Below are 20,683 nucleotides of genomic sequence, written 5' to 3'. Positions count from 1 at the left end.
GTTTCTATCTCCTGATTTATATCCGCGCGATTGCCCTCTCAGATCAGCGATTTTCCCGATCTCTACTCATAGAAAAAATTTGCTGGACTGAAGATGGAGAAGCACTCACTGAGCCGTCTAACTCAGCTCTCTGGCTAGGGGTAAGGGTTTTTCTGACTTGGGCTTTTTTCTCACCTTAGCCATCAGTGGCCCGACTTGGCTCAGGTCTACATTGCCGCCACTGATGATCACACCAATGCGAGCATTAGGGACAGAAACCACTCCCTCTAGTAAAGCCGCTGCCGCTAGCGCTCCTGTGGGTTCCACCACAATCTTGAGGCGTTCCCAGAGCCAAAACATGGTTCGTAAAATTGCTGTTTCTGAAACCGTCACCATGTCATGGACGTAGTGCAAGACCAAAGGAAACGTCACCTGGCCTAAAGCAGGCGTTCTGGCTCCATCGGCTACTGTATCCGGATTGTGAACTGTTTGCAGTGTGCGGGTATAAAAAGAGCGGGTAGCATCGTCGGCGCGGGCAGGTTCTACCCCCATTACTTGGCATTGAGGCGAAAGAGCTTGAGCTGCGATCGCGCAACCAGACAGCAATCCTCCACCGCCACAACACACCAACAGGAGATCCAGTGGTCCCACTTCCTCAATTAATTCCTTCGCAGTAGTCCCTTGCCCTGCCACAACCTGAGGATGATCAAACGGAGGAATTAAGGTGAGGCCACGATCGCGAACTAAGCTTTGGCTCAACTCTTCGCGTGAAGTGGTTTGGCGGTTGTAAAGCACTACTTCTGCCCCATACTCTCGCGTGGCTGCTTGCTTCACCGCTGGCGCATCTTCTGGCATCACAATCGTCGTGGGAATCTCTAAAATTTTTCCCGCTAGGGCGATCGCTTGAGCATGGTTCCCAGAGGAGTAAGCCAAAACACCTTGCTTTTTCTGGGTTTTTGTCAGTTGGGCCAGAGCGTTATAGGCTCCTCGAAACTTGAATGAGCCTGTGCGTTGAAAGTTTTCGCACTTAAAGAAAACTTGGCTCTGAGTGCGTTGGTTGACAGTTTGCGAAGTGATTACAGGAGTCCGTGTTGCTTGGCCCATTAGCCTTTGAGCCGCACTAGTAATGTCGTCATAGGTGACTAACAAAGGCCCGAGCGGGGTAGGTAAGTCAGGGGTTGCCATCGGTTCAGAATCAGTCATACCGGGATTGCGGTAGTTTCTACAACCAGTTGAATGAAGGTTACCTGCTAGTGGCGAGCGCCCCAGGTTCAGCTAATCAGGCTCAGCTAAATAGCTTAGCAATGGCATCTCCACTGGGGCACGGCTGACCCATATAAGGATGCGTTAAGATCATCACAAGTAGATGTGATTTGTCCTCGATACCTAGATAGATCCACTGAAGGCCAGTTAATGGGTATGCTAGAGCTAGGTTCTGGTTCTAGGGGAGCAGGATGCCCAAACTTGTACACAGATTGAGACACGGAGCGATCGCTTTAGTGTTCGTGGTATTGACGATTGGGTGTGCAACTGAGAGTGAACCGCCGCAAGCAACAACGCCAGGCTTACCTCCAGTGAATAAAGTTAAAAATGCCGCTCAAGATGCTCAGCAGAAAGCGTCAGAGCGAGAGCAAATTGACCCCGAAAAGCAACAACAGCAGCCAGGCCAATGAGGTGGTCTAAATTTTCTTCGCAGCAGGCTCATTGGGACTCGTTCAGGCAGCACTTGCAAGGTCTCTATCTGGAGTGTCGCTAACAACATTATTTTGACACCTTGTACTATGCCTGTGATAGAGACTGGGTAAGGCTGAACCTGTCTCACTTGAAGGAGGCTAGGCTACTTGCCTTCAAGTTAAATCTAAAAATAGCTTCTATTAAATCCCTGTTTTATATGTTCCCTGTGTCCCCTTCGGAAAACAAGCTTGCAGTTAGTCCTCGTCCCCTCATTTCTCCCGCCTACAGACAAGCGCTAGAGCCTTATACCGAACCTGAATCCTTAGAGCTATCTGACCACAAGCCCCCAATTATGCAACTGGCGATCGCGGCTTCGCCCACCACTCTGGCATCTAAACCTAATCGCATTGAGGTAGCCTTAGCGTGGCTGGTTGCGGGTGTTTGCATGCTAGGAGTGACTTCTACTTGGAACTTGGCTTTTACAGCACCTACGCCCCAAACGAATCAAGCTCCCCTAGAGCGATCTGGCAGCTAAGCGATCGGCTAAGGTTTCCCCTGTTGACCATACGACTGATAGGTACTTGTATGGCTGCTTCCCTCTGCTCCAGACTTGCCTCCTGAAGTCAATCCCGAATCTATTTAAGGGGCAACTTCTATGAATCGTCGCTGGCTGAAAATTCTAGGTTTTACGGGTTTAGTCATCGTGGGGTTAGTGCTGTTGCCAGGGCGTTTGGCAGCTCAATCCACAGCCCTACTAGAATCTCGTTTGGCCCGGTTAGAGTCAGATGGCTATCAACTCCGAGCTGAGATCAGCCGTTTAGAGGCGCAAATCTACAGTTTGAGTCGCTCTGGCACCCGTCTACCTGAGCCTAGTCGTCCTGCAGCACCTGCTATTACACCACCCAGGCCAACTCCTGCAACCACACCCATTTTGGACCGTTTGGCAACGTTGCTGATTGAGTTAAAAGAGCGAGTGACGAATGTAGAAGCTCGCATGACTCAGCTAGAAAAAGCTAACCCTGCCCCACGATCGCGCTGATCGCAGTTCCCGCCTAAGATCGAGTTAGGCAAACCTACAACTGTGGACCATGAGAGACGCACATCCTCAGCAATCGCCGACTCACAAAAATGGGTTTCTGTATCAACTAATTTGGATGTCAACCGGCGCGATCGCCCTTATGGCCCTAATTATGTTGTTGGGAGTTTGGCGTTCTGGGCAGCAGTTTTGGCTTGATTTACAAGCCCTGTGGCGACCGACTGAAACTGCGCCCCAAGTGGATGTGCGATCGGTAGCGTTGCGGCAAATTCAAGGCGTGAGTGAGCTGAGTACCACAGTCTTTGCGATGGAAGCCATTGTACCGACGCATCAAAATCGCGAGTTGGCAGGGTTTGTAGTCGGAACTACCAAGCTGCTGTACATTGCCTATGGTGAAGTGCGAGCAGGGGTTGATTTAGGACAGCTACAACCCCAAGACGTGGTTATTAATGGCGACATCATCCAAATCCGCCTGCCTCCTCCGCGTATCCTTGATGCCAAAATTGATGTGACGCGATCGCAAGTGTACGACTACGATCGCGGTCTTTTAGGGTTAGGGCCAGATGTCGCACCAAATCTACAAACCTTAGCAGAGCAACAAGCCCTGAAAAAAATTGTGGCCACTGCTTGCCAAGAAGGAGTATTGCAAAAAGCTAGCGATCGCGCTCAGCAAGTGGTTAGCCAGCTCCTCCGCACCACTGGGTACTCGCAAGTTGTAGTTACAACTCAGCCACCTCTACCAGCAGCCTGTGCCGCAACCTAAAATGCTACGGGTACCACTTCCATCTAAAATCATTGGCAGTCCCGCTTTTGCTGTGTGCAACCACCTGGAAAGGAACCAATACGATGCCAGAATTCTTCAGCTCCAAACTCGACCCCACTGAGCAAAGTTGGCGGCAGCAGCTAGAACTATTTGTTGAATCGCACAAACCAGAATTAGCGGCCTTGGCTTGGGGACTAGCGCAACACTCGGAGGCGGAGCCAGGGGTTTTAGGAGTTGACTTTCAACCGACTCCCCATCTAGTATTTTGCTCCGTCGCCGCGATCGCCGAACTCAACCGCAAAGTAGACAACCAAATCCAAGAAATTCTGGGAATTATTGATGCTAATCAACCTGAGGAAGAAGTTTTAATCCTTGGTTTGGGGACTGGTAAAGGGTTTGAGTTTAAGCTAATCCAGTTCAAACCAGAACCCACACCCCCGCAATGTTACGAGCAAAGTCTAGTCAACGGCGAGGCACACTTACAGCAAATCGAGCAACAGCTCAATCAGTACTTGAGTCAGTGGAGTTAGCTCTCGATTATCGCTGCCTACTCAGGTTAACTTGCTAGGCGCACTTCAGGTTGATACCCTGCTAATGCTAAAGACCGTGAGCGATCGGAAAGCTGAGTTAGACAAACTTGATCCTGTTCATCAATCAGATTTTCTTTCTGCAACAGTTCCACAATCGTTTGACACAGCAGACTTTCCACCTGCTTGGCTCGACCCGTTAGCCAGTGATGAGTCGTAGCATCTTCTGGAAACTGCTGGATACAGTCAGTCGTATATTGACGAAAAGCTCTCACCTCTTGCACCAGACGGACTAAATAGCTAGGGCACTCACAAGCCAGCACATCCGCAGCTTCGCAAATTGCATATAAGTCTGCGTCAGACAACTCTGAAGAAATCCGAATTTTCATTGTTTAGGGAACCGTAGTTGCAAGGGTAGAGGTAGCTGAACGCCAGCCAGCTAAAGGTTAAGCTGAGCAAAGCTCCAGCCTTGAAGGCAAACTAGAGAGAGTAGGCCTGGGCTGCCGAGTCGTTTTTTCGGGAACTTGGGTTAGCGATCGCAAGCTTACCCAAACCGCATATCCTACGCTGGAGGCAGTAACCACAACTGGAACTCCCTGCTCTACCAGCTCACAAGCCTTTTGATAAGCCGTTAGCCGAGCCGTTTGGCTAAATTCCTGAGCGAGGGCATACAGCTCGTCTTGATGCCGCATCCCTTGTTTGACAGAAGTATGGAGATAGAAATTGAAACGGTGGACTAGCTCTTCGTTAACAACTATTGGCAACATAAGGGCAGAAGTTACGGTATCAAGAACTTGAGCAAGGGCAATACTACTTAGTGCTTATTAAGTATTATTAACGAATGTAACACGTCCTCATAAAACCTAACCTCCACCTTTGGCTAGAAAGCGATCGCCTCGAATGATTCCGCCAATTGGCTTAGAGCCAGACTCAAGCCAAACATTTTATCTACTCTGCTGAAAAAAAAGTTTCTTAGAGTACAGCATAGATCACCTCAAGCAAAAATCCTTAAGAAATTATTTAGATTTCCGATGATTTGTATTAGACTGAGATGAAATTTGGCGCTTTGGGTGCAGACAGTACCCGGATTTCTCTCAGAATCACTAAGCTCATGACAAATCATTGACGAATCGCCCATGAACATGGAGCCCTTCCGCCATAAGCACCAACATCTTTGGGTGAAACAGCCTCTAATCTTGGTAGTGGATGACGATGAGGATAGCTTGTTGCTTCTCTCCCAGATTCTGAAGGTGTTCGGCTTTGCTTGTATCAATACTTTGCAAGGTCAAACGGTCCTCAACTTAGCTAAGAGATACCAACCCGATCTGATTTTGTTGGATGTTGTCTTGCGAGATATCAGCGGCGTTGAAGTCATTCAACAACTCAAACAACATCCTCAAACTCAGGCAATTCCCGTCATTGCCGTAACGGCTCTGGCTAGAGTAGAAGACCGAGAACAAATCTTGCAGCTAGGCTGGGATGACTACATTAGCAAGCCCTATACTCTAGAGGGCCTAGAAGGTTTAATCTATCGCACGCTAAACCAGATTGGTTTTTACCAAGCTAGCTAGTTTGTCAGAGAAGTCGTAGAAACAAAAGAATTCAGCCGAAAAAAGGCTGAGAGCTAAGCTTTTAAGCAAACTGTTCAGTTTTTTCGCGAAATCAACTAAGATTTGACCTTAGACTCCGTTTAAGTGCTGGTAGTTTTTGTCAGAAGCTTCACAACTTGCTTCAATCTACTCAAGTAAGTTGTCAACCTTGTGGTTTTAATTCCGAGACATTCTCAATATTTGCCCGTAGTCGCTAAGAGAATGCCTCGTTTGCTCAGCTTGGGGTGACGATGACTTTATAAGGCATCTATAAAAGTTGGCTTCATCATTGGATTTATCAACTGAGCCAGCTCTTATTGAAAGACTGTCTTAAAGTAATGCAACATTTGAATCCAGTGAGGTCCAAAACTACATTAAAGACAGTTACACTCAGTATTATTTCGTCTCAGAAAGTTCGGTTTATTTACGAATCTCTTGTAGAATCAAGAACCAAGAAATCTTGTAAATGGTTGATTCATGCTTTATCGAGAAAATCTAGAGCGTTCAACCTGACCAAATAGCTACGAGCCAGTTCGCCACAAGTAAGCGCCAAATTGCCGCTTCGGAAATGCCTCGTCCAAGCTTCTGTTAGGGATCGCAGGTGCGCTCGTTTCGTCCCAGAGGCAGGATATGGATTTGAAATGTTTCCTGGAAACCGATCAGCCAAATTGTGTGAAACAACCATTGATTTTGGCGGTTGATGATGATGAGGACAATTTGTTACTCATTAGCCAAGTCCTGAGTTTAGGAAACTATTCGTTCATTACTGCAACGAATGGCTTAATGGCTTTGAGTATGGCTGAAGAGCAGCTGCCAGATCTAATTTTGTTAGATGTAATGCTCCCCGATCTGGACGGTGCAGAAATTGTGCGCTGCTTAAGACGAAATCCCGAAACCCTGAGGATTCCGGTTATTGCAGTCACGGCGATGGCAAGAAAAGAAGATCGCGATCGCCTTCTAGAAGCGGGTTGCAACGATTACATCAGCAAGCCCTACATGGTTGATGACCTAGAAGAGCTGATTCACCGCTATCTTAGTTCTCCTCCCCCTGCCTTTTAGCTTTAGGGGTAGAAGCTGGATCACGAACGGTGGGCGTTGCTCCTAAAACGGCAATCGTGCCAGTTCGTCCAGTATCGATTTTGCCGTCGCTGAGTAAATCTAGCACCTCAACCCCCAGCACCTCCTTAATCAACTCTCTCAACTGCGGCTCAATGGCTTTAGATAGATCCGCCCGGACTTGTTTAGCGAGTTCTTCTTGACCACTGTTCGCCAACAACTGCTCGGGAGGGGTGATGGAGTCTTCTAGAACGATCGCTAATTTCTCATCAAACAGTTGGCAGGTTACTTTACTAGGCTGATGCCCAAGCTGCTCGCGATAGAGCGCTTGAATCCGCTGCGAGAGAGTGCGTTCTAGTTGCCCACGGGTAGGGGTAGCTGTCATAGACAAAAGGGTAACCAAGGAATGAAAGGTTTGAGATTTAGCGATGTAAATCTGTGCAAACCTTGTTGGAGCTTTATTAGGAATGATTTCTTTTCATTAATTTACCACACGGGCGTTTTTACCTTTCTTATTCCCGATAAAATTTACCTACTTAGGTAGTTGTTTTTTATTTGATACTTCCTACGAATCAGCAGTGCGGTTTTTAACCTTCAGCACCTTCAGCACGGAACGAAAGTTTGCTCTAAGTCATTACGTGGCAACTGGTAGCGCCTTAAGTTGGATTTGTGATGTACAAAGTTTCTGCGGAATCAAAGCGATCGCAACTGTTGAAGTAAACAAGGGCACTTTGTTAGGTAAGAAGTGACCCGCTTCTACTTAAAGAACTTAAAATTCAGAGCAACTCTCATGACTGGAAAGTCAACTCGGTCTGCATTACCCAACTCACGTGGAATGCCACCCCTGCCATCTGCTAATACGGCTCTCTACATTGCTGGGGGAGTGACCCTTCTCCTAGGAGCAGTGCTTTTTCGCCCCTTTGTCATCGTCAACGCTGGGGAGCGGGGCGTGGTGATGCACTTTGGCAAAGTCCAAAATCAAGTGTTAGATGAAGGCATCCACCCAGTAATGCCAGTTCTAACCTCGGTAAAGAAAATGAGTGTCCGAGTACAGAAGGACGACATTAATGCCCGTGCCGCTTCTAAGGACTTACAAGATGTCACCACAGAAGTAGCCATCAACTGGCATATCGACCCGGCGCAAGTTAATACGGTCTATCAACGAATTGGTAACAAAGAACAAATTGTCAGCGGCATTATTACGCCTGCGGTTTCTGAAGTAGTGAAAGCCGCGACTGCTAAGAAGAACGTCGAAGAGATTCTTACCAAGCGCACCGAGCTAAAAGGCGAAATTGATGACCAGCTGAAGAAGCGCTTAGCATCTTATGGGCTGCTGGTAGATGATGTCTCGTTGGTCAACTTTGGATTCTCACCAGAGTTCAACAAAGCGATCGAAGCGAAGCAAATTGCTGAACAAGAGGCAAAACAAGCAGAATTCACCGCACTTCGGGCCAAGCAAGACGCAGAGGCCGCTGTGAACCGCGCTAAAGGCCAAGCTGAAGCTCAGCGATTGCAACGACTGACTTTAACCTCAGAGCTATTGCAGCAGCAGGCGATCGAAAAATGGGATGGCCGCTTTCCGACTGTCATGGGTGGCAATGGCACTCTGCCGCTAGTCAATATCGATCCTGCGACATTAAACCAACGTCGTTAGGCCGTATCGGGTAGCGCGTGTTAGGCGCAGCCGTAACGCATGGATCAACAGCATTGACCTTTAAGAGGCGTGATCAGTTAAATGGTAGCGATCGCCACCAAAGCAGACTTACCTCAACCTGATAGCTTAAGAACTTGTTAAAAGTCAGGAAAAGTCTAGATTTCTAGGGCTACCTTGGTTTTTAAGATACCTCCTAACTGGGTTTTATAGCTCCACCTTTTGTAGCGGCATGCACGGAGGTGGAGTTTCTGTTTTGAGTGGGTTTGGATGAGGATTGCTAACGAGTACGGGTAATATCGATGGTAATTCTGCCACCAAAATCGGGAATGGGGGCAGCAGGTTTAGACAACTGCACTCGGACTTGCTCCACGACGGGTTGATCGGGGTGGGCAGGTAGTTCCAACAAAGCTTCTGCGATCGCGCTGGCTAATCTCTCGACCAAAGCGAATTTGCTGGTTTTAACCAGTTGCTTCACCGTTTCGATGGCGTTGCGGTAGTCCAGAGTGTCTTCAATGCGATCGCTGGATCCCGATTTAGACAAGTCCAGCCACAAGGTTAAATCTACTTGAAACCATTGGCCCAGAACTTGTTCTTCTGGCAAAAAGCCTGTGTAACCGTAAGCGCGAATTCCTGTGAGTTGAATGCAATCCATGTGTCGATTCAGCGGTAAGGCAGTTGAAACCAAAGTGGTCTGTAGGGACGAATGGCCATTCGCCCTTAGTGATGTGTTGCAAGAGAGGTAGTTATTACAGATCTCGGTGGGTAAATGGTTTGGCGTCGGGGCCAGCGTAGGTGGCAGCAATGTGCCCGTCTCCGGTGATCTCGTATTTGTAAGTTACCAACCCTTCTAGACCCACAGGACCGCGAGGCGGCATTTTTTGGGTGCTAATGCCCACTTCAGCTCCAAAGCCGTAGCGGAAACCATCAGCAAAGCGAGTCGAGCAGTTTTGGTATACCCCCGCAGCATCCACTTCAGCGAGAAACTGAGCCGCAGCTTTGGGATCTTCGGTGGCGATCGCTTCGGTATGTCGAGATCCATAGGTATTGATATGGTCGATCGCAGCGGCCAAGTCATCCACAACTTTAATCGACAGAATCAGATCGCTGTACTCAGTAGACCAGTCGGCTTCGGTCGCAGCAGCAATATTCAAAATGGCTCTGGTGCGATCGTCTCCCCGCAGTTCTACATTTTTGGCCTGAAGCGCAGAAGTGGCCCCTAACAAGAACTCAGAAGCAATGTCTTTGTGAACCAGCAACGTCTCGATCGCGTTGCAAGCCGCAGGATATTGGGTTTTAGAGTCTACGGCGATCGCCACAGCTTTACGAATATCCGCGCCTTTATCAACATACAAATGGCAAATACCATCGGCATGTCCTAAGACTGGAATCCGCGTGTTGTCTTGGACGAAACGCACAAAAGAATTGGAACCTCTGGGGATAATCAAATCCACATATTGATCGAGCTTGAGCAGTTCTAAGGTTTCTTCGCGAGTGGTCAAGAGTTGCACTACAGCAGGATCAATTTCGGTCTGGGCTAAACCTGTATGAATCGCTCTAACAAGGGCTTCGCAGGAACGTACCGCTTCTTGGCCGCCTTTGAGGATCACGCCATTCCCAGACTTGATCGCCAGTGAGGAAATCTGCATCACCGCATCGGGACGAGCTTCAAAAATTACGCCCAACACACCCAACGGGCAAGAAACCCGCTTCATCACCAAGCCTTGGTCGAGTTCGCGGTGAATTTGCACCTGTCCTACCGGATCGGCTAAGCGACCCACATCTCTGACTCCGGCGATCGCGGCTTTTAGTTTGCTTTCATCCAGCTTTAAGCGAGCATAGAGAGAACTACTAATGCCTGCGGTTTGGGCGGCTTCACAGTCGGCAGCATTGGCAGCCAAGATTTCTGGAGCTGCAACTTCTAAGGCTTGGGCGATCGCTTCAATCGCTTGATTTTTCGCCTCGGCTGGCAAGGTCGCTAACTTACGCGCAGCTTGACGGGTTTGCCGAGCCAGATCGGGAAGAGACAGGGAAGCAACTTGAGACGCGATCATAGGTTTAGATAGAAAGCCACAAGCAAGCCAAAATTTAGCAAATCTCGACTTGTCCTTTAAATCGTAGCGGTGAATGCTGTCTATCCATCATTCCTCTAACTTTTTCTCCTGACCATCTATGCCTAAATTCGCCACCTATCTTCACCCCCAGACTTGTCAAACGTCTAAGCCGAGTCATTTGATTCCCTTCAAAGGTTATTCATTTCCGCACTACAGCAAGGTTCGGCAAGAACTTGAAAAAAGCCTCTCTGATTATCCATCGCTCCCAGTCAGACGAGTGAAATACAGTGAATACTTGCGAGTTCACACGAGAGAGTATTTGCAACAGTTAGTGTTGCTGGCGGCAGAAAAACCACTAGAGAAGTTCAACCTGGAGATGCCGCATCTTCTCGGTGGTTGCTGGGGACTGGAGCATTGCCTACCTGGATATGCTTACGGGCTGGGTGGCTTATTTGAGGCGATCGCCCAGATGAAACAAGGCAACTTAGAGCGAGCTTACTGCTTTAGCTTGGTTGGCCATCATGCTCATGCTAATTGGGGACATGGCTATTGCTTGCTCAATCCTTTAGCCGCAGCTGCAAAGTATGCCCAAGAGCAAGGCTTTGAGAAAATCTTAATTGTGGATTGGGATATTCATCATGGTGATGGCACGCAATCTATGTTCAGTGGCGATCGCAGCGTATATTGCCTGAGCATTCATAGCGCGATCGACCTGTACATGGCCAAAGCTTCAGATTTGAAACGTGGCACCACGACAGCTGCCGAAGCCGTGGGGCATTGCAATATTCCTTTGCTACCTGCCCGATTCGCCGATGACTTCCCGCCCAAGATGGGGCTGACGGGTCAGTTCTACCGAGTCAACGAGAGCCTATCTGCCTTTCAGTCTGCGCTGGACCAAATCCCTTGGACTCCCGATTTGATTCTGATTTTCTCTGGATACGACTCGCACCGCGATGACTGCGGTAAAGAAACCACAGGCTGGACGGAAGCAGATTTTGCAGCGCTGACTGAAGCAGTTTTAGAGGTGGCAAAAAAAGCCAACTGCCCAGTGCTGTCTAATCACGGAGGTGGTTACAAGTTACCCATCACGATCGCCTCAGCTGTGAGTCATGTAAAAACCTTAGCGAGCTATAGCTAAACCCACCCCTACCAACCTGCTTTTGTGAACGGATGCTAAAAGGGTCATGCGTCTCAGCCAAATTGCTTAAAGATTGCGTGTACTTTTGCGGATTTCTGCGTAGAGAAATTAGATCTGCGGGTATCCAAAGATCAACTGCACAGGCTGCTGAATCGACCCAAAGCTTTTGTGCCCTCTAATCCCCTCTTTCTCTACGGAGAATCCTTATGTCATCCCAATCGGGAGCGCTCCAGGCTGGAATAGACGCCCTAAAACAAGGGCGTTACTCGGAAGCTATCAACTTATTAGAAACTTTCTGTCGCAATAGTTCTTTAGCGGAATCAAAAGAACTATTGCAAGCTCAGATGTGGTTAGTGAAAGCATATCAACGTGTAGGGCAGCCTGATAAGGCGATCGCGCTCTGCCGCCAGTTAGCGCTACACGAAAACCCCCAGGTTCATACTTGGGCCAAGCAAACTCTCCAGGCACTCTCCACTGCAACACCCGATCAGCCTGCTAAGGCACCTCCTCGAACTGCGGCTCCAGAAACTCAGCCTGTACCCGCTAGCAAGTTGGGCCGAGCAGGCAAGACAGGTGTCAAGCTAGCCATGTCTGGGATTGGTGGCAGTCTAGCCCTCGCTTCGGGTGTAACGATCTCCCTGCTGTTTGGCATGGTGTTTGTCCTGGCATTGAGCCTGGTGTTTATTCTCGGCAGCGACCAGCCAGGAGTTGGCTTTGGCATTGCCGTGGGATTTACCCTGGTCTTTAATGCGATCGCCTTCTTTGTTTCGCCTTGGTTTATGGACTTGATCCAAGGTTGGTTCTACGGCACTCGTTGGGTTTCTCTGCCAGAAGTAGCGAGGCATAGCCCAGAAGCAGCGCGGGTAATTCAGCAAGTTTGTGCCCAGAAAAAACTGAAGCAACCTCGCCTAGGAATTATCAACGACGAAAACCCCACTGCATTTACCTATGGCTCCTTGCCTAACAGCGCTCGCTTAGTTGTCAGCCAAGGCTTGTTCACCTACCTCGACGATGAAGAAGTTGCCACAGTCTATGCCCACGAGCTAGGGCACATTGTCCACTGGGACTTTGCCGTGATGACAGTTGCAGCAACGTTGGTGCAGATTACCTATTTGATTTATAGCTTTGCCCGTCGCATGAGTCGTGGCGGTGGCGACAACAAGCTCAAAGATGCGATGGGAACTGCCGCGATCGCCGCTTACATCTTTTACCTGATCGGCACCTATCTAGTTTTGTATCTCTCTCGCACCAGAGAATACTTTGCCGACCACTTCGCGGCTGAAACGACAGGCAACCCTAATGCCCTCTCTCGCGCCTTGGTCAAAATTGCTTACGGGATTTTAGAAGAAGGCCAAAGAGCTAAGGAACCCAGCAAGTTAATCGAAGGTACGCGGGCGCTAGGAATTTACGACCCGAAAGCAGCTAGCTCAGTTGGCACAGCTTACCGAGTTGCCTCCTCACCAGAAAAAATTGGCCGCGTCTTTTTGTGGGATATGTTTAATCCCTGGGGCTGGTTGATGGAGTTGAGTTCCACCCACCCTCTGACCGGGAAACGAGTCCGAGCCTTGAGCACCTACGCCGAACAGTTGGGTTTAGAAACTGAGTTCGATATGGCGCGGGTGGTCGCTGAAAGTCGCACTCTCAACAAAAACAAGCTCTACGGCAACTTTGCGCTTGACCTCTTGTTGTACGGTGCTGAGCTCATTGGCTTGGCAATCGGTCTAGGGATTGGTTTGGCGCTGATGTCGCTGGCTGGTTGGAAAGTTTTAGTATCTCTCAGCTTGCTCGGTTTGGGTCTGGGTATCTTGGTCAAGATGATGGTGACGTTCCCAGATTTCAGCCGTGCCCAAGCGACTGATGTGATGAGCCTAATGTCTGACCCTTATGCTAGCCCGCTGCGAGGCCGTCCAGTGAAACTCAGCGGCGAGTTGATTGGTCGGGGTGATGCGGGTTATAAGTTTGGCTCTGACCTGAAGCTGCAAGACCCTACAGGCATGATGTATGTCCACTACGCTTCTCGCTTTGGGCCTTTGGGCAACTTCATGTTTGGGGCTAACCAAGTTCAAGAATTGCTGGGTTCGCAAGTGAACGCAACAGGTTGGTTCCGCCGCAGCATTATGCCCTGGGTAGACTTGGCTCAACTCAAAACCGTTGGTGGCAAAACAGTTGATAGCTACCATCGCTTCTGGCAGTGCATTTTGGGGGCTGGAGCCATTATTGCTGCCATTGTCGTGCCAGTCGTGTTCTAGAGGGTGGCGCGATCGCCCTTTTCTGTTTCCTGTTCCTGTTGAAATTTCTGTTGATTATTAATCTTGATAGAGGGGCGCGTCGCTTGCGCCCTTTTTGCTGCCTGCTTTTTGCTGCTCAAAGTAGCGCTCTCGATCACACCACTGCTTTGAGCGTCAGAGTTGCTTCACTCAACTGCCGCGTGCTCACTCTCGTTTGTCCGATGCCACTTGCGGTTTGGCTAGCTCCTTGGTTGATCGCAGTCATGGCATCCACTACTTGCTGAATCGCGATCGCCTGTTGCTTAGAAGTCAAAAAAATCTGTTGGTTACTTAAGGAAATATTATTGACCGCAGCTACAATGCTCTCAACGGTTTTTGTGCCTTCATCCGTCACCATCACTGTAGAGTTGGTAGCGTTTTGAATATCGGTCACGAGAGTACCAATGCGATCGGCTGACTTGCGGCTTTGGTCGGCAAGTTTGCGGATTTCTGTCGCAATTACTGCAAATCCTTTTCCTTGGTCTCCGGCACGTGAAGCTTCGACAGCAGCATTCAGCGCTAGCATGTTGGTCTGATTCGCCAGATCACTCACCAAGGTAGAAATTGTGCCAATTTGGTTGGTTTGCTCACTCAGATATAAAATCTGTTCGGCAATTTGACCCACTTTCGCTCTCAGGCTGTCGCCGTTGTTGCGGGCTTGCTTATCTTGCTGACCATTGACCAAAGCCAACACTTGACGTGCTCCTGTAGCGGCTGACTCTGCCTGCTCGGCGGATTGCTGAGAAGCGACGCTCAGTTGATCCATTGCTGCTGTGGTTTGGTTCACAGAAACCGCTTGTTGAGAAACTGTTTTTTCTTGCTGTTCTACGGCTGCGGCAATTTCTGTGGAGGAGCTAGCTACCACTGAGACAATCTGATTAATCGTTTGAGTGATGCGGGATGAAATGAATAGTCCCATTACGATTGCCAGCAAACTCGCCGCGATCGCGCCTACCACAGCCATCACAATGAGCGATCGCATGGCTTCCTCCGATGCTTTCACTCTTTCGGCTTGCAACTCATCTTCATGCTCAGTTAGGGCGTTTAGTATGCCTCCAGCCTCGTCAATTAACCCTAAGATGCGACCATTCACCATCTCTTGACCAGCTTCCTTAACTTTGCCAGCCTCTACCAGACTAATCAGACTTCTATTAATCTTTGAAATCTCTTTGCCTAAAACCTTTAATCTTTGCAGACGCTCAACCTGTTCCTCACCCGAAACAGCAATTACTTTTTCTAAAGTAGCTATTCTTTCCTCATAGTCTTGGACACTGGCTTCATAGGCTTTGGCAAAGATATCATTTCGAGTCAAAAGATACCCACGCGCATGAGTCTGACGCTTATATAGAGTCATTGCTAGACGGTCACACTCTTGAACAATGTGGGCACCTACTTCTGTGATGCGGCTTTGCTCGATTACATGTCTAGCATTAGCAACTACTACTCCGGTCGCTGCAAATGTGAGGACTAATGGCACTCCATAACCCAACAAAATGCGTTCTCTAAGCTTGAGGCGGCTAAAATCAATCATGTTTTCTATGGGATGCTTTAAAGAGCTTCAAAGATTGATAATTCTGACGTGATGTATAGACATCGATAGAGCTTCGAATTATCTTTTCTTAGCTATCCCACTAGTATTTCTCAAGCTTGAATCTGATTACAAAATTTCATAGCTCAGTCCGATTAAGTGTTCATTAAAAAAGAAAACTAGCTGCTTTCACCGAGGAAATACTGAGCGATCGCAGCCTTAGTAACCGCTTGCAATGCTTTTGAAATAGAAGTCAAAAATTAAGCAAATTAAACAACATCCACAGGAGGGGTGAATGCAAAACAGTGACCGACTAGGCCGAGCTCAAGACGCTTTGGTAGGGCTGTCCGTCGGAGATGCATTCGGTGAGAATTTCTTTCGTGACCCGAAGATTGAGACTAAGTGGAAACAATTTCAGATACTACCCGCACCATCTTGGTCATTCACTGACGATACCCAAATGGCCCTCTCAGTTGTGGCTATCCTGCGCCGATATGGTGAGATTCAGCCAGATGCGCTAGTTGCCAGCTTTGCTCAGCATTACGATGCCAAACGAGGATATGGCCGAGCAATGGGTGACATGCTGGCAAAAATCCGTTCAGGTCAATCTTGGCAAGCTTTGGCTGCTAGTCTGTTTCAAGGTCAGGGGTCTTTTGGGAACGGAGCTGCCATGCGAGTTGCTCCTCTAGGCGCTTATTTTGCCGATGACTTAGACGCTGTGGTTGAGCAGGCAAAACGCTCGGCTGTTGTGACTCATACTCATTTGGAAGCAATTGCAGGCGCGATCGCGGTGGCTGTGGCAACTGCTTGGGCTTGGCGATTTCGGATGAATGGCTCTCGTCCCAGTCATGCTGAATTTTTGACCCAAGTTTTGTCGTTGGTGCCTCCTAGCAAAGTGCGATCGCTAGTTCAAAAAGCGTTGGATTTACCAGCAGACACCAAAGTTTTGAAGGCAGTTGCGGTGTTAGGCAATGGTAGCCACATTTCTGCTCAAGACACGGTTCCGTTTGCCCTATGGTGTGCAGCGACACACCTTGACAACTATGAAGCAGCCCTTTGGCTAACTTCACGGGGTTTTGGTGACGTTGATACAACTTGTGCGATCGTAGGTGGAATTGTTGCAGCCTATAGCGGGGTAGAAAGTATTCCTGCCGCTTGGCTCACGGCGAGGGAACCTTTACCCAATTGGCCGTTTGAGGAAACGTAAAACTTTGCCAAGCTGTTATTGCTCTGAGGGAGTCGTCGGTTGAGTGTGCCCTAATTTAGCTTTTGCTTGTTGCCAAAACGCTTCTAATTCTTCCAAGCTGTAGTCGGTTAAAGGGCGATCGCACACGGCTTCAACCTGCACAAACCGCTGAATAAAACGGCGATTCGTGCCTTGTAGGGCTTCCGCTGGGTCTAATCCTTGCCAGCGAGCGAGGTTGACGATCGTGAACAACAAGTCCCCCAGCTCTGATTCTTGGTGCGCTTTGTCCTCTCCTTGGAGTGCTTCTTGCAACTCAGCCAGTTCTTCGTGGAATTTATCCCACACGCCGTCAATGCTGTCCCACTCAAACCCAGCTCCTGCGGCTTTCTGCGAAATTTTCATCGCTGCCACTAGAGGCGGTAGGCTCCGAGCATAGTTGCTGAGTTTTTGGCTGAGGAGGGGGGGCTGAGTTGTGGCTCCTTTTTCTTGATCTTTAATTTGCTCCCAGTTTTGCCGTACCTCTTCCACACTGGCAACTTCCACATCCCCAAAGACATGAGGATGGCGACGAATCAACTTCTCACTAATGCCTTGGGCGACTTCGGTTAAGCTAAACTGCCCTTGCTCGCTGGCAATCTGGGCTTGCAGAACCACTTGCAGCAGGAGATCTCCTAATTCTTCCGCGATCGCCTTTTGATCACCGCTGCGAATCGCGTCTACGGTTTCGTAGGCTTCCTCAATCACATAAGGAATTAGAGTCTCAGGAGTTTGGGCTAAGTCCCAAGGACAACCCCCATCGGGCGATCGCAATTTGGCCACCACCTCGATCAGTTGTTGCAGAGCAGTTAGGGCAGCAGTAGTCGGAAGCGGAACTTGTCCCTCTGGGTGTGACATGGAGAAAAACCAAGACTATTTACTTTAATCTTTACCTTAATCAATCTAGTTTCTAGGCTGTGGTTTCGTAGGCATGATCCTAGACTGCGGTTTGGCGCGAGGAGCTGATTTTCGTTGACGCTTTTTAGGCTTGGAGTAAAACAGTCCTTTCCAACCCTGAGTTTTGTAGCGTTTGTGAGTCGATTTGTAAGTAGAACTCAGCCAATCGCTACAGGAATGACTCAGCGCCCCCAGTTCTAGGCCCAAGCACAGGGCCATCACTTCGGGGCTGTACTGCAAAACTGACTGTTGAGCCAAATCAGTCGCAGTAGGCCAGTCGGGGACGGGGTAGCCGAGGGCAAGGGCGATCGCCACTCCGACTAAACTCAAAGCACTCAACCAAGTCGCCAAATAAAGCAGGCGTAGCGCAGTGCCGACTACAGGCCCATGAGACCAAAAGGAACGGTGCCGCATCATTTTGCGATAGGGCAACCATATCCATCGCAGCCACCCCCAGCGTTGATATTGCCGCGAGTAAATGTCGAGGTCAGGACCAAACATCAGTCCCCCAAACAAAAATCCACCCGCCACTAGTAAGGTGAGGTTGCTACTTTGAGTTCGCCCATAGGTCAGACCTGCCACTAATGGCAAGCTCCACAGGGTAATGCGATCGTGGGTTCGACCAGAGGGCATGGAAGTAAAGTACGAGGAAATCCAGAAAATCCGAAAATTTAGTCTCAGAAAATATTAACAAGAACAAAAATGTCTGCTATATTTAATTCTCGTGCCCAAACGATTGGGTGCAAGTCACGGGCGATTAGCTCAACGGTAGAGCGCCTGCCTTACAAGCAGGATGTTACAAGTTCGAATCTTGTATCGCCCATTTTTCTTTTTGTATGTTCTGTAGATTCGCACATTAGATGTCGCGATTCGCAAAATAATTTCCGAGCTGAAAAAATTATTTTATTTGGTTGATCCTGCTGTTCTGTGCTAATCGACTGAGACAGTCTGCGCAAATAGCGGATGCTTCCCTCCAACTTTTTCAAGCATCATAGAGCCATCTACGTTGATTTGCCTTTAAGTCAAGGGCAGGACTTTAACAGCGTTGCTTCTATGAGTCATCCTCCTAAGTCTTCCCTACAGCACCGCGTGTCTTCTGAGCCGCTGTCAGACTATGATTCTCGACAGGGTGCTGGCCTACTGGACTTTCCCACTCGTTGGTCGTTGCGTCGAGCGAAAAGTATCCGCCAAAAAATTGGTTGGTCTCATGCTTTGGCGATTGGGGTAGCAGTGATTGGATCTACTTTTGGCCACCTTCTGGGAGACGCCTATGCGAGAGTCGCAACGCGAAACTGGGAGGCAGCTCACCGGGAAGAGAGGCTATTGAGCAGCTTGAATTTGGCTGTCCTAGCCGCTCGCAGTCACCAACAACAATTTATTCCCTTGCTCCAAAATCTCCCAGAGTTTGAGCATGAGCACAAGCACTTTTTGGGTCATGTGCAGAAAATTCGTGGGTTAATGACAGAGGTACAGACTGCGGTTGTCACTCATGCTCAATTTAGTCACGCAAGTGCAGAATTAGAAGCTTGGTTGCGTACCCATGACAGCACGATTGAAATCTATACTGAGCAGCTAGATCAGGAATTGCGAAAGATAGATCGCAGCCGTTTACAAACAGCTAATGTTTCAGCGGCTCAGCAATCATTGCTGGCATTTACCAATAGTGATGCAGCTCTAGAGCTAGATAGTTTGTCTGACGACTTGACTCTCTTGCTGGACGATGTCCATGCCCGAGAGATGGAGGCAGACATCGCCATGCATCGAGCAGAAGACTTACACAGTCTAATTACTTACACGAGCTTGTTGCTGTCGGTTGTACTCGCAGTTGTCCTAGCTCTGCGGACTAGCCAAGCGATCGCTCGTCCCATTGAAGCCGTGACCCAAGTGGCGCAACGAGCAGCTCAAGAATCACGGTTTGACTTGCAAGCTCCAGCCCTGACTGACGATGAAGTGGGACGGCTGGCAACGGCCTTCAATGGCTTGATCCGTCAGGTAGGGCAGTACACCCAAGAGCTAGAACTCAGCCGCCAAACTTTAGAATTGCGAGTCACGGAACGAACTCAGGAACTAAAACAGACAATTCAGGAGCTAGAGGAGGAAATTAGCCTCCGTTGCCAAATTCAAGTAGCGCTGCACAAAAGTGAGGAGCTTTTTCGCTCCTTAAGCGCTTGTTCTCCTGTCGGCATTTTCCTGGCAGATGTGGCGGGTGGTTTAACTTACATGAATCCCCGGTTGCAAGCTTTGAGCCCCAAGAGCACCGCAGCGAATGGCACCGAAGTTAGCTGGGGAGCTAGCTGGATGGAGCGGGTGCATCCTGAAGATTGCGATCGCGTGCTTAGTGCTTGGGCTGAGCATATCCAACAAGGTGGCAGTTACGCAGATGAGTATCGACTGCAAATGCCAGAGGGTGAGACTCGTTGGGTTCACGCGCGATCGTCTCCCTTATTTGCTGACACTGGGATTCTCCTGGGGCATGTAGGCACCGTTGAGGATGTAACAGAGCAGAAACAAGCAGAGCAAGAGATTCGCCATGCTTTAGCTAGAGAGCGAGAGCTGAATGAACTACGCGCCCGTTTTGTCACCACAGTTTCTCATGAGTTTCGCACCCCCCTGACGGTGATTGTTTCCTCTACGGAATTGGTGCAGCACTACGAGCACAAGATGACTCTGGAGAAGAAACAGCAACATTTCGAGAAAATCCAAACTGCTAGTCGTTATATCACTCATCTACTCGATGAAGTGCTATTGCTGAGCCAAGCCAGTAGTAGTGACTTGCAATCCAACCCTGCTCCTATGGATCTAGAGCAGTTTTGCCGCAATCTGCTAGAAGACATGCAGGTTGCCTCATTCAGTTCTCATACTTTCCGATTTCGCTATCAAAGCTTTCATCCGTCGGTCTGTTTAGACGAGAGGCTATTACGGTACATCCTGACTAATTTGCTCTCAAACGCCATTAAATATTCACCCCACGGCAGCGAGGTGGAGCTTGAGGTCACTTGTGATGGTGCCAGCGTCACTTTGAGCGTGCAGGATCAAGGGATTGGTATTCCTGCTGCCGACCAGTTGCATCTCTTTGAAGCCTTTCATCGCGCCAAAAATGCGACTAACATTCCAGGGGTTGGTCTAGGTCTATCGATCGTCAAGAACTGTGTAGACATCCAAGGTGGTCAAATTACAGTAGAAAGTAAGACTGACCTCGATACCAAATTTACGGTTGTGCTGCCACTAATATCTCAATCCCACGAAACTCAATCTCAAGAGATTTAAAGGCATCTTTAAGGGCAGATTCAAAGAGCTGCATT

At 48.9% G+C, this 20,683-nt stretch carries 21 protein-coding genes and 1 tRNA gene; 13 read left to right on the top strand and 9 right to left on the bottom strand.

Annotated elements, in window-relative coordinates; translation table 11 throughout:
* Window positions 1-117: 117 nt before the first annotated feature.
* Window positions 118-1,182, bottom strand: a complete 1,065-nt coding sequence (locus tag H6F72_RS14210; protein ID WP_242016940.1) for a threo-3-hydroxy-L-aspartate ammonia-lyase — start codon at window positions 1,180-1,182, stop codon at window positions 118-120.
* A gap of 251 nt (window positions 1,183-1,433) precedes the next feature.
* Between H6F72_RS14210 and H6F72_RS14205 the strand changes: the two genes are divergently transcribed.
* The 5 genes from H6F72_RS14205 (at window position 1,434) to H6F72_RS14185 (ending at window position 3,982) form a co-directional block, all read left to right on the top strand.
* On the top strand, window positions 1,434-1,652 hold the full coding sequence (locus H6F72_RS14205) for a hypothetical protein (RefSeq protein ID WP_190436593.1): 219 nt from the start codon (window positions 1,434-1,436) through the stop codon (window positions 1,650-1,652).
* A 218-nt stretch (window positions 1,653-1,870) separates the two neighbouring features.
* On the top strand, window positions 1,871-2,188 hold the full coding sequence (locus tag H6F72_RS14200) for a hypothetical protein (RefSeq protein WP_206755441.1): 318 nt from the start codon (window positions 1,871-1,873) through the stop codon (window positions 2,186-2,188).
* 120 nt (window positions 2,189-2,308) lie between these two features.
* Window positions 2,309-2,692 carry a hypothetical protein gene (locus tag H6F72_RS14195; RefSeq protein ID WP_190436588.1) on the top strand — a complete coding sequence of 128 codons (384 nt, stop codon included), beginning with the start codon at window positions 2,309-2,311 and terminating at the stop codon, window positions 2,690-2,692.
* Window positions 2,693-2,741: 49 nt separating this feature from the next.
* Window positions 2,742-3,452: a DUF4230 domain-containing protein gene (locus H6F72_RS14190; protein ID WP_190436586.1), complete on the top strand. Its 711-nt coding sequence runs from the start codon at window positions 2,742-2,744 to the stop codon at window positions 3,450-3,452.
* Window positions 3,453-3,535: 83 nt separating this feature from the next.
* Window positions 3,536-3,982 carry a hypothetical protein gene (locus H6F72_RS14185; protein WP_190436582.1) on the top strand — a complete coding sequence of 149 codons (447 nt, stop codon included), beginning with the start codon at window positions 3,536-3,538 and terminating at the stop codon, window positions 3,980-3,982.
* A gap of 26 nt (window positions 3,983-4,008) precedes the next feature.
* On the opposite strand, the gene H6F72_RS14180 is transcribed toward H6F72_RS14185, so the two are convergent.
* Window positions 4,009-4,368, bottom strand: coding sequence for a hypothetical protein (locus H6F72_RS14180; protein WP_190436579.1), 360 nt, complete (start codon window positions 4,366-4,368; stop codon window positions 4,009-4,011).
* 57 nt (window positions 4,369-4,425) lie between these two features.
* Window positions 4,426-4,746, bottom strand: coding sequence for a hypothetical protein (locus tag H6F72_RS14175; RefSeq protein ID WP_190436576.1), 321 nt, complete (start codon window positions 4,744-4,746; stop codon window positions 4,426-4,428).
* 369 nt (window positions 4,747-5,115) lie between these two features.
* Here H6F72_RS14175 and H6F72_RS14170 point away from each other — a divergent pair, with 369 nt between their 5' ends.
* Together H6F72_RS14170 and H6F72_RS14165 are read left to right on the top strand one after the other, a co-directional pair.
* Complete coding sequence (locus tag H6F72_RS14170; protein WP_242016939.1) at window positions 5,116-5,550, top strand: response regulator; 435 nt, start codon at window positions 5,116-5,118, stop codon at window positions 5,548-5,550.
* Between the two features lie 690 nt (window positions 5,551-6,240).
* Window positions 6,241-6,627 (top strand): response regulator, encoded by a 387-nt coding sequence (locus tag H6F72_RS14165; RefSeq protein WP_313930246.1) that lies wholly within the window; start codon window positions 6,241-6,243, stop codon window positions 6,625-6,627.
* On the opposite strand, the gene H6F72_RS14160 is transcribed toward H6F72_RS14165, so the two are convergent.
* Complete coding sequence (locus H6F72_RS14160; RefSeq protein ID WP_190436570.1) at window positions 6,602-7,009, bottom strand: DUF2294 domain-containing protein; 408 nt, start codon at window positions 7,007-7,009, stop codon at window positions 6,602-6,604. The genes H6F72_RS14165 and H6F72_RS14160 overlap by 26 nt on opposite strands.
* A 405-nt stretch (window positions 7,010-7,414) precedes the next feature.
* Between H6F72_RS14160 and H6F72_RS14155 the strand changes: the two genes are divergently transcribed.
* Window positions 7,415-8,278: a prohibitin family protein gene (locus H6F72_RS14155; RefSeq protein ID WP_242016938.1), complete on the top strand. Its 864-nt coding sequence runs from the start codon at window positions 7,415-7,417 to the stop codon at window positions 8,276-8,278.
* Between the two features lie 277 nt (window positions 8,279-8,555).
* Here H6F72_RS14155 and folB read toward each other — a convergent pair whose 3' ends face one another.
* Window positions 8,556-8,963 (bottom strand): dihydroneopterin aldolase, encoded by a 408-nt coding sequence (gene folB / locus H6F72_RS14150; RefSeq protein ID WP_370527503.1) that lies wholly within the window; start codon window positions 8,961-8,963, stop codon window positions 8,556-8,558.
* A 61-nt stretch (window positions 8,964-9,024) separates the two neighbouring features.
* The gene (locus H6F72_RS14145) at window positions 9,025-10,329 is read right to left on the bottom strand and encodes a glutamate-5-semialdehyde dehydrogenase (RefSeq protein ID WP_190436564.1); all 1,305 of its coding nucleotides are present in this window, start codon (window positions 10,327-10,329) and stop codon (window positions 9,025-9,027) included.
* Window positions 10,330-10,447: 118 nt separating this feature from the next.
* Between H6F72_RS14145 and H6F72_RS14140 the strand changes: the two genes are divergently transcribed.
* Both H6F72_RS14140 and H6F72_RS14135 read left to right on the top strand, forming a co-directional pair.
* Entirely contained in the window at window positions 10,448-11,467 is a 1,020-nt protein-coding gene (locus tag H6F72_RS14140; RefSeq protein ID WP_190436562.1) for a histone deacetylase, read from the top strand.
* Window positions 11,468-11,673: 206 nt separating this feature from the next.
* Window positions 11,674-13,716, top strand: coding sequence for a zinc metalloprotease HtpX (locus H6F72_RS14135; RefSeq protein ID WP_190436559.1), 2,043 nt, complete (start codon window positions 11,674-11,676; stop codon window positions 13,714-13,716).
* A 133-nt stretch (window positions 13,717-13,849) separates the two neighbouring features.
* Here H6F72_RS14135 and H6F72_RS14130 read toward each other — a convergent pair whose 3' ends face one another.
* Window positions 13,850-15,265 carry a methyl-accepting chemotaxis protein gene (locus tag H6F72_RS14130; RefSeq protein WP_190436556.1) on the bottom strand — a complete coding sequence of 472 codons (1,416 nt, stop codon included), beginning with the start codon at window positions 15,263-15,265 and terminating at the stop codon, window positions 13,850-13,852.
* 292 nt (window positions 15,266-15,557) lie between these two features.
* Here H6F72_RS14130 and H6F72_RS14125 point away from each other — a divergent pair, with 292 nt between their 5' ends.
* Entirely contained in the window at window positions 15,558-16,469 is a 912-nt protein-coding gene (locus H6F72_RS14125; RefSeq protein ID WP_190436553.1) for an ADP-ribosylglycohydrolase family protein, read from the top strand.
* A gap of 15 nt (window positions 16,470-16,484) precedes the next feature.
* Here the strand turns inward: H6F72_RS14125 and mazG are convergent, their stop codons facing one another.
* Together mazG and H6F72_RS14115 are read right to left on the bottom strand one after the other, a co-directional pair.
* Entirely contained in the window at window positions 16,485-17,342 is an 858-nt protein-coding gene (gene mazG, locus H6F72_RS14120; RefSeq protein WP_190436551.1) for a nucleoside triphosphate pyrophosphohydrolase, read from the bottom strand.
* A gap of 45 nt (window positions 17,343-17,387) precedes the next feature.
* Complete coding sequence (locus tag H6F72_RS14115; protein ID WP_190436547.1) at window positions 17,388-18,014, bottom strand: metal-binding protein; 627 nt, start codon at window positions 18,012-18,014, stop codon at window positions 17,388-17,390.
* Between the two features lie 118 nt (window positions 18,015-18,132).
* Here H6F72_RS14115 and H6F72_RS14110 point away from each other — a divergent pair.
* Window positions 18,133-18,204, top strand: a tRNA-Val gene (locus H6F72_RS14110).
* Window positions 18,205-18,434: 230 nt separating this feature from the next.
* Window positions 18,435-20,648, top strand: a complete 2,214-nt coding sequence (locus tag H6F72_RS14105) for an ATP-binding protein (RefSeq protein WP_190436544.1) — start codon at window positions 18,435-18,437, stop codon at window positions 20,646-20,648.
* Window positions 20,649-20,683: the final 35 nt, after the last annotated feature.

Origin of the sequence: Trichocoleus sp. FACHB-46, assembly GCF_014695385.1 — a bacterium.
Lineage (GTDB): Bacteria > Cyanobacteriota > Cyanobacteriia > FACHB-46 > FACHB-46 > Trichocoleus.
The sequence above is the reverse complement of the archived record's forward strand: the minus strand, read 5'-3'. Positions and strand labels throughout refer to the sequence as shown.

Excerpts from the sequence above, each read along its gene's own strand:
- H6F72_RS14205 (WP_190436593.1), top strand. The coding sequence starts at position 1,434 with ATGCCCAAACTTGTACACAGATTGAGACACGGAGCGATCGCTTTAGTG.
- H6F72_RS14210 (WP_242016940.1), bottom strand. The coding sequence starts at position 1,182 with ATGACTGATTCTGAACCGATGGCAACCCCTGACTTACCTACCCCGCTC.
- H6F72_RS14145 (WP_190436564.1), bottom strand. The coding sequence starts at position 10,329 with ATGATCGCGTCTCAAGTTGCTTCCCTGTCTCTTCCCGATCTGGCTCGG.
- H6F72_RS14105 (WP_190436544.1), top strand. The coding sequence starts at position 18,435 with ATGAGTCATCCTCCTAAGTCTTCCCTACAGCACCGCGTGTCTTCTGAG.
- H6F72_RS14175 (WP_190436576.1), bottom strand. The coding sequence starts at position 4,746 with ATGTTGCCAATAGTTGTTAACGAAGAGCTAGTCCACCGTTTCAATTTC.
- H6F72_RS14140 (WP_190436562.1), top strand. The coding sequence starts at position 10,448 with ATGCCTAAATTCGCCACCTATCTTCACCCCCAGACTTGTCAAACGTCT.
- H6F72_RS14180 (WP_190436579.1), bottom strand. The coding sequence starts at position 4,368 with ATGAAAATTCGGATTTCTTCAGAGTTGTCTGACGCAGACTTATATGCA.
- H6F72_RS14155 (WP_242016938.1), top strand. The coding sequence starts at position 7,415 with ATGACTGGAAAGTCAACTCGGTCTGCATTACCCAACTCACGTGGAATG.
- H6F72_RS14200 (WP_206755441.1), top strand. The coding sequence starts at position 1,871 with ATGTTCCCTGTGTCCCCTTCGGAAAACAAGCTTGCAGTTAGTCCTCGT.
- H6F72_RS14195 (WP_190436588.1), top strand. The coding sequence starts at position 2,309 with ATGAATCGTCGCTGGCTGAAAATTCTAGGTTTTACGGGTTTAGTCATC.
- mazG (WP_190436551.1), bottom strand. The coding sequence starts at position 17,342 with ATGTCACACCCAGAGGGACAAGTTCCGCTTCCGACTACTGCTGCCCTA.
- H6F72_RS14135 (WP_190436559.1), top strand. The coding sequence starts at position 11,674 with ATGTCATCCCAATCGGGAGCGCTCCAGGCTGGAATAGACGCCCTAAAA.
- H6F72_RS14125 (WP_190436553.1), top strand. The coding sequence starts at position 15,558 with ATGCAAAACAGTGACCGACTAGGCCGAGCTCAAGACGCTTTGGTAGGG.
- H6F72_RS14170 (WP_242016939.1), top strand. The coding sequence starts at position 5,116 with ATGAACATGGAGCCCTTCCGCCATAAGCACCAACATCTTTGGGTGAAA.
- H6F72_RS14160 (WP_190436570.1), bottom strand. The coding sequence starts at position 7,009 with ATGACAGCTACCCCTACCCGTGGGCAACTAGAACGCACTCTCTCGCAG.
- H6F72_RS14130 (WP_190436556.1), bottom strand. The coding sequence starts at position 15,265 with ATGATTGATTTTAGCCGCCTCAAGCTTAGAGAACGCATTTTGTTGGGT.
- H6F72_RS14185 (WP_190436582.1), top strand. The coding sequence starts at position 3,536 with ATGCCAGAATTCTTCAGCTCCAAACTCGACCCCACTGAGCAAAGTTGG.
- H6F72_RS14115 (WP_190436547.1), bottom strand. The coding sequence starts at position 18,014 with ATGCCCTCTGGTCGAACCCACGATCGCATTACCCTGTGGAGCTTGCCA.
- H6F72_RS14190 (WP_190436586.1), top strand. The coding sequence starts at position 2,742 with ATGAGAGACGCACATCCTCAGCAATCGCCGACTCACAAAAATGGGTTT.